The sequence below is a fragment of the Cupriavidus sp. OV096 genome, from assembly GCF_900115455.1.
GTDB lineage: Bacteria > Pseudomonadota > Gammaproteobacteria > Burkholderiales > Burkholderiaceae > Cupriavidus.
Map to the genome: position 1 here is coordinate 384,352 of NZ_FOWM01000005.1, position 12,435 is coordinate 396,786.

Consider the following 12,435-nt stretch of genomic DNA (forward strand, 5'->3'; position numbering starts at 1 on the left):
CTGGCGAGATTCCCCCTACCTGTCATGCCCCGATTTACCCGACCATTGGCCACGCGGCACCCAGAACAATCACAAGAGACGGAGAGAGACAGATGAAGCATCGCATTGCGCGAGGCGCGATCGCGCTCGCCACGCTGGCCCTGGCAGCCACCGCGCTGACCGGCTGCGCCACCAGCGGGGGATATGGCAGCGAGCAGGGCCTGAGCGCGGAAATCCGGCGCACGTCGTACGGCATTCCGCACATCCGTGCCAACGACTACGCCGGCGTGGCGTTCGGCATGGCCTACGCCTATGCGCAGGAAAACGTCTGCCTGATGGCCGACCAGCTTGTTACGGTCAGCGGCGAGCGCTCGGCCGTGTTCGGCCCGGACCAGACCACCGAGGTCTCGTTCAAGCGCATGCGCAACACTGACGCAGACGCGTTCTTCCGCGCGATTCTGGACGACGACGCCCTGCAGGCCGGCATGGCCACGCAGTCGCCCGAGGCGCGCGAACTGCTGCGCGGCTACATCGCCGGCTACAACCGCTATCTGCGCGATACCCCGCCGGCGCAGCGCCCCGCCGCCTGCCGCAATGCCGCGTGGGTGCGGCCCATCACCGCGCTGGACATGGCGCGGCTGGCCGAGGAAAAGAGCATCCAGGCCAGCGCCGGCGCCCTCGCGGCCGGCATCCTGGCCGCTGCGCCGCCTGCCGCCGGCAAGGCTGCTGCGGCGCTGTCCGACAAGATCGATGTCGCGTCGATCGACGTCGACGCCGTCAACCGTGACCTCCAGCTGCTCGATCCGCCCATCGGCAGCAACGGCTGGGCCTTCGGCAAGGCCGCCACGGTCAACGGGCGCGGCCTGCTGCTCGGCAATCCGCACTTCCCGTGGACCACCACCAACCGCTTTTTCGAAGCCCACCTGACCGTCCCGGGCAAGCTGGACGTGATGGGCGCGTCCATCGCCTCGTTCCCCATCATCAGCATCGGCTTCAACAAGGACGTGGCGTGGACCCACACGGTGTCCACCGCGCGCCGTTTCACGCTGTTCGAACTGAAGCTGGCCGAGGGCGACCCGACGACCTACCTGATCGACGGCAAGCCGCACAAGATGACCACGAAGACGGTGCGCTACGACGTGCGCCAGCCTGACGGCACGCTGGCGGCGCGTACGCACACGATCTACCTGACCGAGTACGGCCCCGTGGTGGCGATGCCGGCTGCCGGCCTGCCGTGGACCGCCCAGCGCGCCTACACGCTGCGCGACGCCAACCGCAATAACATGCGCGCCATCGACACCTGGCTGGATATCGCCCGCGCCGGCAATGTGGGCGATGTGCGCCAGGCCATCGGCAACCTCGGCATCCCCTGGGTCAACACGATCGCCACGGACCGCCATGGCCGTGCGCTGTTCGCCGATGTCTCGGTCACGCCGAACGTCTCGACGGCGATGCTCGGCCAGTGTGCGCCGGCCGGCGAGGGCGCCGCGCTGGCGAAGAAGCTGCTCGTGGGCACCGGCATGGTGTTGCTGGACGGCTCACGCGCCGCGTGCAACTGGACCGTGGACGCCGCCTCGCCGGTGCCGGGCCTTGTGCCGCCATCGGCCATGCCGGTGCTGGAGCGCGACGACTTCGTGGCCAATAGCAACGACAGCTCCTGGCTGACCAACCCGGCGCAGAAGCTGGAGGGCTTCTCGCCGGTGCTCGGCCCGCAGGGCGTGCCACAGCGGCTGCGCACACGCGTGGGCCTGATGGAGATCGGCAAGCGGCTGTCGGGCGTGGATGGCCTGCCCGGCAATCGTTTCGATGTGCCGAGCCTGCAAGCCGTGCTGTTCCGTGACCGCAACCTGGCGGCCGAAATCGTACTGGACGACCTGTTGCGCGCCTGTGCCGGCAAGGCGGCGCAGGCCGATGCGGATCTGCGCGATGGGTGCGCGGCGCTGGGCCAGTGGGACCGCCGCAGCAACGTGGAGAGCCGCGCGGCACCCCTGTTCCGCGAGTTCTGGATGCGCGCGCACACCATCCCCAACGTCTACGCCGTGGCGTTCAATGCGGCGGACCCGGTCAACACGCCGCGCGGCCTGCGCATGCAGGACGGCACGGTGGGCCCGGCGGTGTTCAAGGCGCTCAAGGACGCGGTCGGGGCCATGCGCACGGCTGGATTTGCGCTCGATGCGCCACTTGGAGACGTCCAGGCGGCGATTTCCCCGGCGGGCCGCATCGCGCTCCACGGCGGCGAGGAGTACGAGGGCGTGCTGAACAAGCTGACCAGCCAGCCGGTGTCGGCGCAGGGCCTGCACGTCTATTTCGGCACCAGCTATGTCCAGACGGTGGGGTTCGATGACCAAGGGCCGGTGGCGCAGGCGCTGCTCGTCTACGGCCAGTCGGTCGATCCCAACTCGCCGCACGCCTGGGACCAGATGCGGCAGTTCTCGGCCAAACGCTGGATTTCGCTGCCGTTCACGGAACAGGCGATTGCGGCGGACCCGCAGCTCACCGTGGTGAAACTGAGTCAATAAGAGGGCTCTGCGTCACCCCGATTCCCAAAGACACCGCCCGGTTCCCCGCCGGGCGGTTTGTTTTTTGTGGCGACGCAGCATCGGACCTTGCGTTTTGTATCGATCGCTCTATAATCGATTTCATATCGACCGATACAAAACGGAATCGTCATGGCAAGACCCCGGCAATTCGACGCAGCGGCTGCGCTGGCCGCCGCCCAGAACACCTTCCTGGACAAGGGCTACCAGGCCACGTCCACGCGCGAGCTGACGCAGGCCATGGGCCTGACCCAGCCCAGCCTCTACAACGCGTTTGGCGACAAGCGCTCGCTGTTCCTGCTGGCGCTGGACGACTACCTGAACAAGTCGCTGCGTGCCCGCATCGCGCGCGCGGAAGCGAACCATCCGCCGGCGGAGGCCATTTCGGCGTTCTTCGCCGAGAGCGTGGAGCGCGCACTGGCGGACCCGCAGCATCGCGGCTGCATGCTGATCAATGCTTCCCTGGATGCCTCGTCCGACGACCCCGCGCTGCGCGAGGTGGTAGCCGAGGAACTGGACGATCTCCGCGCGTTCTTCGAACGTTCCGTGCGCGCCGCGCAGACCGCCGGCACGCTGGATGCCGACTTCGTCCCCGAGGACGTGGCCGCCAACCTGCTGGCCGTGCAGGTGGGCCTGCGCGTGCTGTCGCGCGTGATGCCCGAGCGCCCGCTGCTCGAGGCGATGGTGCGGCAGGCGCTGTCCATGCTGGGTCTGCCGTCCACGTCCCCGCCATCGTGTTGATGCCGATCCGCTGATCCGCTGAGGGCCCCCGGCCCGCCTCGCATTCCCCCTGATCCATTCGCCAACGTGCTGCCGGCGCAGCGCGGGGGCGGCGTTCGTCCCCAAGGAGTTCCGTCATGTCCCAAGATGCCGCTACGGCACCAACACCCACCGCGATCCGGCCCTCCGCGGACGGGGCGCTCGATGCCCGGGCCCTCTATGCCGCGCTGGCCGGCCTCTGCGCGAGCCTGGTCGCCATCGGCCTCGCACGCTTTGCCTATACGCCGCTGATTCCCCCGCTGATCCACGCGCACTGGTTCACCGCCGCCGATACGGTCACGCTCAGCGCCGCCAATTTCGCGGGCTACTTCGCCGGCGCGCTGTTTGGCCGGCCGATCGCCGCGCGGCTGTCCAACCGCCATGCGCTGCGCTGGCTGATGGTGGCCGCCACGGCGGCGTTCTTCGCCTGCGCGTTTCCGCTCTCGGTGAGTTGGTTCTTCGTCTGGCGCTTCCTGTCCGGGCTGTCAGGCGGCGCCATCATGGTGCTCGTGGCGACGGCCATCCTGCCCCATATCGCGCCGGCGCGGCGCGGGTTCGTCAGCGGCATGATCTTTCTCGGCCTGGGGTTGGGCATCGCGGCATCCGGCACGCTGGTGCCGGCGTTGCTGACGCTGGGCCTGCGCGAGACGTGGCTCGGCCTTGGCGCGCTGTCGCTGGTGCTGACGGCGCTGAGCTGGTTCGGCTGGCCGACCACCGATGCGCCGGCCGGCACGCCGGCCTCGCCCGCCGGGCACCCCGAAATTGGTGCAGCGCTCCGCGCCGAGCGGCCCACGCTGCGGCTGCTGAGCCTGCAATACGCGGCCAATGCGCTGGGGCTGGTGCCGGCGATGGTGTTGCTGGTGGACTACGTGGCGCGCGGGCTGGGGCAGGGCGCCAACGTGGGCGCCGGCTACTGGGTGCTCTACGGCGTGGCAGCCATCGCCGGGCCGCTGGTCTCCGGCTTCATGGGTGACCGCATGGGCTTCCGCAATGCCTACCGGCTGGCGCTGGCGCTCCAGGCCCTGGCTGTGGCGGCGCTGGCGCTGTGGGACGGCCCCGTGGCGATCGTGGCGGCCACCATCGTGCTCGGCGCGTTCACGCCCGGCGTGGTGCCGTTGATGCTCGGCCGCGTGCACGACGCGCTGCCGCACGACCCCAGCGCGCAGCGCGCCGCCTGGAGCCGCGTGACCAGCGCCTTCGCGCTGTTCCAGGTGCTGGCCGGCTACGGCTACTCCTACCTGTTCGCGCACACGCACGAGAACTACGCGCTGATCTTTGCCTGCGGCGCGGTGGCCTTCGTGATTGCGCTGGGGGCGGATCTGGCGCTGCGGGGACGGGTGCGATAAGGGTCGGCGGCGCTGTAGGGGCGTTGCGAGCAAGGTTTTCCGCGCGCCACTACAATCGCCAAACATCGTGACACCCGGCTACGCCTGAAGGCCTCCGAAGGAACCTGTTCATGTCCCAACTTTTCACGCCCTACAAGATCGGCAATCTCGAACTTGCCAACCGCATCGCGATTGCGCCGATGTGCCAGTACTCGGCCGACGAGGGCTCGGCCACCGACTGGCACATGATTCACCTGGGCCACATGGCGCTGTCCGGCGCCGGGCTGCTGATCGTCGAGGCCACGGCGGTGTCGCCCGAGGGCCGCATCTCGCCGGACGACCTCGGCCTGTACAGCGATGCCAACGAGGCCGCGCTGGGCCGCGTGCTGGACGCGGTGCGCAAGTACTCGCCCATCGCCGTGAGCGTGCAGCTCGCGCATGCGGGCCGCAAGGCGTCGAGCCAGGCACCTTGGGAGGGCGGCGCGCAGATCCGCCCGGACCAGCCGCGCGGCTGGCAGACCCTGGCGCCCTCGGCAGTGCCGCATGGCGCGGACGAAGTGCCGCCCGTGGCGCTGGACAAGGCCGGCATGCGCAAGATTCGTGACGACTTCGTCGCGGCGGCCAAGCGCGCTGCGCGGCTTGGCATCGACGGTATCGAGGTGCACGGCGCGCACGGCTACCTGCTGCACCAGTTCCTGTCTCCGCTGGCCAACCATCGCACCGACGAGTACGGCGGCAGCCTGGAGAACCGCATGCGCTTCCCGCTGGAAGTGTTCGATGCCGTGCGCGAGGCGTTTCCGGCCGAGCGGCCCGTGTGGATGCGCGTCTCCGCCACGGACTGGGTGCCGAACGGCTGGGACATCGACGGCACGCTGGCGCTGTCCCACGCGCTCAAGGCGCGCGGGTGCGCGGCGGTGCATGTGAGCACGGGCGGCGTGTCCCCGCAGCAGGCCATCAAGCTCGGACCGGGCTACCAGGTGCCGTACGCGCAGCGCGTGAAGGCCGAGGTGGGCCTGCCGACACTGGCCGTGGGCCTGATCACGGAACCCGAGCAGGCCGAATCCATCGTCGCCAACCACGAGGCCGATGTCATCTCGATTGCGCGCGCCATGCTCTACGACCCGCGCTGGCCGTGGCATGCCGCCGCCAAGCTCGGCGCCAGCGTGGACGCCCCGAAGCAGTACTGGCGCTCCCAGCCGCGCGGGCTCGAGAAGCTGTTCCGCGACGCGCATTTCGGCCAGCGCTGAGTCCCTGACTTCCCCTTGTCCGGCCTTTCCCGGCGCGCCTGATCCATCTGATGCATCCGGCGCGCATCGCCAATCCATTCTCCGATCCTGCCTTGCCGCCTAACCTGCGCTGACGCTGGCGCACGGGGCGCCGCGCTGACGAACATGCGGAGGCAGGGATCATGGCAGTGCTTTACGACATCAAGGTGGAGAGCGGGGCGTCGCAGTGGTATGGCGTGATCTCGGTCACGAATATCCGCTACGCCGATGGCAGCGCGGTCCGGGTCAACGACTTCCTCGGCATGGGGTTCCATTCCCCGGCATCGGTGCAGCCCACCGACTTCAATCCGCAGTTCTGGATGTGGACGCCGACCACGGCGGAGACCACGAATGACCAGATCGACAGCCAGACCTGGGACGTCACCGCCAAGCTCATTTTCGAACTGGGGCACACGTTTGCCGCCCAGGACAAGATCAATATCGGCATCAATGGCGACCTGACCGGCCCCGACGCGGCCGACTACCTGTCGTCGTTCGCGCTGGCTGCGGATACACTGCCGGATACCAACGGCATCGTCAGCGTGCAGGCCAACTCGGCGCCCGATGAGCGGCTGTACTCGTCCGCCCAGACCCTGTACTTCACGCAGGGCACCCAAGTCCATGTGGAGACAGTGGCGCCGGGCACGACCACGCCGCTGGCGCTGCCGGCCGGCACGTATTCGATTACCGCCAGCCCGCTGTCGAACCATGCCGGCACGGTCGTGTCCACTGCCCATGTGCAGCCGTCGACCGTCACGGTCACGCCCGGCAGCAATGCAGTCATCATGGTCGTCTACGACCCGGCGAAGTACACCGCGGCGCTCGATGTGTCGATTGGCGATATTCCCGTGCTGGCGGACGAACTGCTCGACGTCACGGTGGTGTCCCGCAACAGCCAGGACCCGCTCGCCGCGTTCTCGAGCCCGCCCGGGCATCTCACGCAACTGCACGGGCTGCCGCTGGTCGGCGTGGTCGACATCAGCGTGGCGAGCATCGCGGTGAACAACGTTCGCCACACGTTCCCGTCCCAGCACCGTTCGCTCGATACCAAGCTCCAGTTCGTTGCGTTCACGGCCGCCGACATGCATTCCACGGCGGTCAGCACCGCCGGCTTCGTGACGCTGCCGGTCGTCATCACCTCGGACGTGACCGTCAACGCGCCGCTGGACGTGCGTCTGGTGGCGCCGAACATGAGCTATCACCAGACCTTCCACCTCGTGGCGGGCACGCATAGCTACAACCTCGCCGTGCCGGTGCAGCCGCAGACGTACGCCGTGGAGGTGTCGGACTTCATCTACGACGGCGTGGTGTACAACACGCAGACCGCGGACTACCTCGTCGTGCTGTCCACGGGCAAGGCGCAGCTGCATATCGACGTCTCGCAGGGCGCGAACCTCAAGGTGCGCGGCTTCCCGGATTTCCTGAGCTTCGGCGGCTGCGCCGACCTGACGCCGGGCAATGCGGTGGACTTCGTCGCGGCGCGCGCGTCATCGGTGTTCAAGTACGCGGGCTTCGATGGGGCCGGCGATCCCGGCCAATACCTGACCGACGACGCCCAGACCACGCGCACCATCCTGCTGGCGCGCGATGTGGAGCAGCAGATTGGCGGCGGCCACAAGGTGCTGCCGGTGATGGTGTCCTATACCTGCAACCTGTCGCTCGGCGACACGCCCACGCAGCTCGCCAACACGCAGGGGCTGGCTCACAGCTTCGGCAACCTCATCCTGTCGCTGAACCTGGCGAAGGCCCACACCGATGTCGATCATCCGGTGCCGTGCGGCTTCGTGGTCAACCCGGACTTCCTCGGCGCCTGCCAGCAGGGCGGATTCGCGCCGGACTACGCCATGCCGGTGCGCGAGCCGCTGCGGCAGGCCCTGGCCCACTGGAAGGTGGTCGCCACGATTCCGCAGAACATCGAAGAGAACATCCGGGGCTATGTGGCGGCCGTGAACTGGCTGATCCGCACCGTGGCGCCGGCGGTCACCTTCGGCTGGCAGGTCAACCTGTGGGGGGTGGGGGCGTCCGAGTGGATCTACGCATCCGACGACTCACCGGTCCGCAACGGCCGGGTCACCGCCGCGTATGTGCGGGCGCTGAAGGTCCACGAGGGGCCGTACGCGCCGGACTTCCTCGCCGTGGACCGCTACGAGGCCGACGACTTCACCATCCGCGCCTACGCCAACGGCTATTGCTACTGGGTGCACGAGTGGAAGCGCTTCTTCGACTTCTGCGCCGAACTGAGCCGCGATCTCAAGGTGCCGATCATGCCGTGGCAGGTGCCGGCCAGCCATGCGCCGCTGGTCACGGACCCGGTCAACGACAACTTCGACACGCAGAACTGGGGCACGGGCGGCACGTACATCCTCGGCGATCCGGCCATCGGCAGCGATTACCACAACATCAATCCGAAGATCATCGCCCTGCAGTTCCCGGATGCCTTCCACTGGGCGATGGGCACGAGCGCCGAGGACATGTTCGAGCGCTCGATACCGTTCGACGTCAGCGCCCCGGCCTATGGCGACTTCCCGTATCGCGGCATCTTCACGCTGCTGCTGGGCGGCGGCGCCACCACGGGCATCATCTCGACGGTGGGCGATGACACCTCCTTCGTGCGCGACAAGCTCAACGCGTACATGGACCACCCGATCCCGTTCGGCAACGACGCCGCGTCGCTGGGCACGCCCCGTCCGCAGCGCCGGCTGCGGCGGCGCGGATTGGTGCGATGCGGCAAATAAGGCACGCGCCATAGGCGATGAGCCAGGCGCGGCAGGAGCAGGGATTTCCATGATTGTCACGGCCCGGTGAAGTGACGACCATGGGCCTCAATAGATTGCGTTGGGCAGTACCGCGGGCGCCCCGATTCGAGCCAGCCCGCCATCACAGAAGTAGTCGAAGAACGAACTCTGGGAGACATCCATGCAAGTCTATGACGGCCTTGTTTTTGCCTGCGCCATGATGCTGATCTGCGCGTACACGTATCTGGGCGTGCAGTCGCAGAGCCTGGCGCTCAAGTACGGCTCCCCGGCCATCGTCGGCGTGCTGACGATCGCCTACGCGCTGCTGCCGATGCGGATGGTCGGCTGACCGACCCTCCGCATCCCATCCTCCTCCGTTCTGGCTGACGCTAGCGTAGCGACAGCCAGATCGCCTTTGGTTCCGTGAAGTTCTCGATGGCGGCATCGCCGTGCTCGCGCCCCAGGCCCGAGTCGCCCGACCCGCCCCACGGCAGCCTCACGTCCGTATAGCCATAGGTGTTGATCCACACGGTGCCCGCGCGCAGCTCGCCGGCCACCTTGTGCACGCGCGCGATGTCCGCGCTCCACACCCCGGCCGCGAGGCTGAAGGCGGTGCCGTTGGCGATGCGCACCGCGTCCGCCTCATCGTCGAACGGGATCACGCTGGCCACCGGGCCGAAGATTTCCTCCTGCGAGATGCGCATCTCGTGCTCGACGTTGGCGAACACGGTGGGCGCCACGTAGAAGCCGCGCTCGCCGATGCGCGCGCCGCCGGTGACCGCGCTCGCGCCTTCCTTCTTGCCGATCTCCACGTAGTCCAGCACGGTCTTCATCTGCGCCGCCGAGACCACCGGGCCCATGGTCGTGCCGGGCTCGGCCGGGTCGCCCACGCGGATCGCGCGGGCGCGCGCGGCCATCCGCTCGACCACTTCGTCGTAGACCTGCCGCTGCGCCAGGATGCGCGAGCCCGCCGAGCAGACCTGGCCCGCGTTGAAGAAGATGCCGGAGGCCGCCGCGCGCGTGGCGGCGTCCAGGTCGGCATCGGCAAAAATCACATTGGCGGACTTGCCGCCCAGCTCCAGCGTCACGCGCTTGAAGTTGGCCGCCGCGCCCTGCATGATGCCGCGCCCCACGCCCGGCGAGCCCGTGAAGGTCACCTTGTCGACGCCCGGGTGCGCCACCAGCGCGTTGCCGACCACGCTGCCCTTGCCCGTGACGATATTGAACACGCCCGGCGGCACGCCAGCCTCCAGCGCCAGCTCGGCCACGCGCAGCGCGGAGAGCGGGGTGATTTCGGCCGGCTTCACCACCAGCGTGCAGCCGCATGCCAGCGCCGGGGCAATCTTCCACATGCCGATCATCAGCGGGAAATTCCACGGCACGATGGCGGCCACCACGCCCACCGGCTCGCGCACGGTGTAGGTCAGCGCGTCGTTGCGGGCGGGAATCACCTGGCCGTTGATCTTGTCGCACCAGCCGGCGTAGTAGCGCACGGTGTCGATGGCGGCCGGCACGTCCTGGCGCCGCACGCCGGCCAGCGGCTTGCCGCAGTCCTGGCTTTCCAGCTGCACCAGTTCCTCGGCGTGGGCTTCCAGCAGGTCGGCGAAGCGGTAGAGAATGCGCCCGCGCTCGGCGGCGCGCATGCGGTTCCAGACCTTCAGCGCGGCGCGCGCGGCCTGCACGGCGCGGTCCACGTCGGCGGCATTGCCCTGCGCCACGCGGGCGATGGGCGTTTCGTTGGCCGGATTGATGTCAGTGGAGTATTCGCCACTTCCGGGCGGCGCGCGCTGGCCGTCGATCAGCAGATCATGGGTCGGCAGGTTGCCGGATGGGGACAAAGGCATGGAAGGCTCCTCGCTGCTGGGTCATTGTTGGGGATGACGTGCGCATTGGCCGGACGAGCTGCGGTGCCGGGCCCGCTTCTGCCTTGCAGTGTGGTGGGCGTGCTGATCTAAGTCCAATTAATAGGACTGATTCATTCATGCTTTTAATGCATGAATGGGGGTGGGGCTTATTGTTCCGCCCGCGAGCATTCACCCTGGTCGATTTCCACCCAGTGGGACTCGCGCAGCAGGGTGCTGATGGCCGCGTGGAGTTCGCCCGGCACCACGGGTTTGTGGAGCAGGGCGGTGCCGCCGGCATGGGCATGCCGCAGGCGGTCAGCGGCGGTGTCGCCGGTGATGATGATGGCCGGCAGCGCACGGCCCACGCGCTCGCGGATGGCCGCCATGGCTTCCTGCCCGGTGCGATGGCCGCGCAGGCGGTAATCGGCCAGGATCAGGTCCGGGGTGAAGGCGTCCAGCGTGGCCAGCGCCTCTTCCTCGCTCTCGGCGGTGCGGCACTGGCAGTGCCAGACCGCCAGCAGCCCGGCCATGGCCTCGCGGATGGCCGGGTCGTCGTCGATCACCAGCACGCGCAGCCCGTCCAACCGCATCGCGGCGCGCGGATGGGCGACTTCCTCGGGCGCGGTCCAGGCCAGCGGCAGCCGTAGCCGGAACACCGAGCCACGCTCGGGCGCGGAGGCCAGCGTCACGCGCGTCTGCATCGTGCGCGCCAGTCCTTCGACGATGGCCAGCCCGAGGCCCAGCCCCTTGCGCTGGTCGCGCTCGGGATTCCCGAGCTGGTGGAACTCGCGGAAGATGTCCTGGTGCTGCGCGGCCGGAATGCCGATGCCGGTGTCCCAGACCTCCACCGACACATGGAAGCGGCGCGTGCGGCAGGCCACCAGCACGCCGCCCGTGCGCGTGTAGCGGATGGCGTTCGCAATCAGGTTGCGCAGGATCAGTTCCACCAGCGTCGGGTCGCCGAACAGCGTGGCGGTGGTGTCGCGCGTGCGGTAGACCAGCCCGCGCGCGTTGGCTTGCGGCGCGAACTCGTTCTCGAGCTTGTACAGCAGCGGCTGCAGACGGAACGGGCGCGGCCGGGGCGTGATCACGCCCGCTTCGAGCTTCGAGAAATCGAGCAGCGTGTTCAGCATCTCGCGGGCCGCGCCGGAGGAAGCCTCGATATGGGCCAGCAGCTGGCGCTGGTGGTCATCGAGCCGCGTGCGGCCCAGCGAGACCACGAACAGCCCCAGCGCGTGCAAAGGCTGGCGCAGGTCGTGGCTGGCGGAGGCCAGGAACACCGACTTCGCCCGGTTGGCTTCCTCGGCCCCGCGCTGGGCGTGGCCGGCGCGCGCGGTCTGGTCGCGCAACTGCGAAATGAGTTCGACGTTTTCGAAGCGCAGGGCGATGGCATGCCGCGCCACGCGCGCGTAGTTGCGCGCGAAAATCATCAGCACGACCAGATAGAGCGGCGTGCCGAGGAACATCGGCAGGTAGGCGATATCGCCCGTGGCCAGGAAGACCATCCAGACCGGCACGATCGACGGGATGAAGAAGCCCACCGCCACCGGCAGGCAGGCCGAGAACACCGCGAGCGCCGCTGCACTCATGCCGGCGATCAGCGACAGCACGCAGATCACCACGGCCGGGGAGCGGATATCGAGATAGAGCCAGGCCACCAGCCCCCACAGGCTGCCGATCAGCACCAGCATCACGGTCATGACCCGCGCGTAGCGGCCCGAGCCGGATTCGGTGAGCCGGTTCGGTACCGCCAGCCGGCCGAAATAGGCCGCCGCGCAGGCGATGGCCATTGCCGCCGCCCAGGGCAGCGCGCCCGGGTGCCCGCCGGTGATGGTCAGCCCGCTGGCCAATATCAGCGCGGCCAGCGCGCAGCCGAGCATGGCGATGCCAAAACTCTGGTCGATCAACTCCATCTGCGCCGTCAGCAGGCGCGGCTCGTCGTAGCGCGGGAGCAGGCCGAATGGAGTCGATGTCATGCGGATGGCGGCGGG

The 12,435-nt window shown here is 68.6% G+C and carries 8 protein-coding genes; 6 read left to right on the forward strand and 2 right to left on the reverse strand.

The window, feature by feature from the left end:
• Positions 1-92 precede the first annotated feature (92 nt).
• From BM115_RS14715 to BM115_RS27300, 6 genes are all read left to right on the forward strand, one after another.
• Positions 93-2,498 (forward strand): acylase, encoded by a 2,406-nt coding sequence (locus tag BM115_RS14715; RefSeq protein ID WP_092295022.1) that lies wholly within the window; start codon positions 93-95, stop codon positions 2,496-2,498.
• 150 nt (positions 2,499-2,648) lie between these two features.
• Complete coding sequence (locus tag BM115_RS14720) at positions 2,649-3,257, forward strand: TetR/AcrR family transcriptional regulator (RefSeq protein ID WP_092295024.1); 609 nt, start codon at positions 2,649-2,651, stop codon at positions 3,255-3,257.
• Positions 3,258-3,373: 116 nt separating this feature from the next.
• Positions 3,374-4,621 carry a YbfB/YjiJ family MFS transporter gene (locus tag BM115_RS14725; RefSeq protein WP_092295026.1) on the forward strand — a complete coding sequence of 416 codons (1,248 nt, stop codon included), beginning with the start codon at positions 3,374-3,376 and terminating at the stop codon, positions 4,619-4,621.
• Positions 4,622-4,731: 110 nt separating this feature from the next.
• Positions 4,732-5,847, forward strand: a complete 1,116-nt coding sequence (locus tag BM115_RS14730) for an NADH:flavin oxidoreductase/NADH oxidase (protein ID WP_092295028.1) — start codon at positions 4,732-4,734, stop codon at positions 5,845-5,847.
• Positions 5,848-6,008: 161 nt separating this feature from the next.
• On the forward strand, positions 6,009-8,600 hold the full coding sequence (locus tag BM115_RS14735) for a hypothetical protein (protein WP_177219922.1): 2,592 nt from the start codon (positions 6,009-6,011) through the stop codon (positions 8,598-8,600).
• Positions 8,601-8,781: 181 nt separating this feature from the next.
• Entirely contained in the window at positions 8,782-8,949 is a 168-nt protein-coding gene (locus BM115_RS27300) for a hypothetical protein (protein WP_177219923.1), read from the forward strand.
• 40 nt (positions 8,950-8,989) lie between these two features.
• Here BM115_RS27300 and BM115_RS14740 read toward each other — a convergent pair whose 3' ends face one another.
• Complete coding sequence (locus BM115_RS14740; protein ID WP_092295030.1) at positions 8,990-10,444, reverse strand: aldehyde dehydrogenase family protein; 1,455 nt, start codon at positions 10,442-10,444, stop codon at positions 8,990-8,992.
• A gap of 167 nt (positions 10,445-10,611) precedes the next feature.
• Entirely contained in the window at positions 10,612-12,420 is a 1,809-nt protein-coding gene (locus tag BM115_RS14745) for an ATP-binding response regulator (RefSeq protein WP_092295036.1), read from the reverse strand.
• Positions 12,421-12,435 lie beyond the last annotated feature (15 nt).